Annotated in this window: 1 protein-coding gene; it reads left to right on the plus strand. The window is 59.6% G+C overall.

The window, feature by feature from the left end:
• Positions 1-113: 113 nt before the first annotated feature.
• A complete protein-coding gene (locus WS61_RS23465; protein WP_059503964.1) occupies positions 114-1,151 on the plus strand; it encodes an IS481 family transposase in 1,038 nt (345 codons plus the stop codon).
• Positions 1,152-1,205 lie beyond the last annotated feature (54 nt).

Below are 1,205 nucleotides of genomic sequence, written 5' to 3' on the forward strand. Positions count from 1 at the left end.
TGCGGTGGACTAGACTAAATCTGACAGTGGTTGGTTTTTCATGCTGGCGCGCATTGGCGCGAAGGGTGTAGCCCGTAGCGGCAATGCGCGCCGCGAACAGCAAGGAGTCCACCATGACTCAGGAGCAGAAGGTAATTCGTGCCAAGGTCGGCATACTCGAGTTGGCCCGGCAGCTCGGCAACGTCAGCCAGGCCTGTCGCGTGATGGGCTACTCGCGCGACAGCTTCTACCGATTTAAGGAACTGTACGATCGAGGCGGTGAAGCTGCGCTGCAGGAGATTTCCCACCACCGGCCGCTGCTCAAGAACCGCGTGGATCCGCAGGTCGAGGCCGCCGTTGTCGAACTGGCCCTCGAATTGCCAGCCTACGGTCAGGTGCGTATCGCCAACGAGATCCTCAAACGGCATGCTCTGTCCGTCTCGCCCCAAGGCGTCCGTAGCATCTGGTTGCGCCACGATCTGGAGACCATGCCGAAGCGCCTGAAGGCCTTGGAAGCCAAGTCCGCCCAGGAGGGGTTGGTACTGACCGAGGCGCAGCTCGTCGCGCTCGAACGAGCCAAGCACGAGAAGGAAGTGCACGGCGAATTCGAGTCCGAATGTCCGGGCTACTGCGGCGCGCAGGATACGTTCTATGTCGGCAGCCTCAAGGGCGTCGGCCGTGTCTACCAGCAAACTTTCGTCGATACCTACTCGAAGGTTGCGTTCGCCAAGCTCTACGATCGCAAGACACCCTTGCCGGCGGCGGACCTGCTCAACGATCGCGTTGTCCCGTTCTTTGACGGCTTCGGCATTCCGCTGCTACGCGTGCTGACAGACCGCGGCACCGAATACTGCGGCAACCCCGAGCATCACGAATACGAGCTGTATCTGGCCTTGGAGGACATCGACCACACCCGAACAAAGGCCAAGTCGCCGCAAACCAACGGGATCGTCGAACGGCTGCACAAGACCATGCTCAACGAGTTCTATCGCATCGTCTTCCGCAAGAAGATCTACGACTCGATCGCGACCTTGCAGACGGACCTTGATGCGTGGCTCGACCAGTACAACAATGAACGAGAGCATCAGGGGCGCTGGTGCTACGGCAAGACGCCGATGCGCACTTTCCTCGATTCGCTCGATCTCGCCAAGGAGAAACTCATCCCCCATTGATGACTCGTTCTTTGTCGGCCCGACTACCTGTCAGATCAAGTCCCGGCTAATACA

It is taken from the genome of Burkholderia sp. ABCPW 11 (genome assembly GCF_001523445.1).
Lineage (GTDB): Bacteria > Pseudomonadota > Gammaproteobacteria > Burkholderiales > Burkholderiaceae > Burkholderia.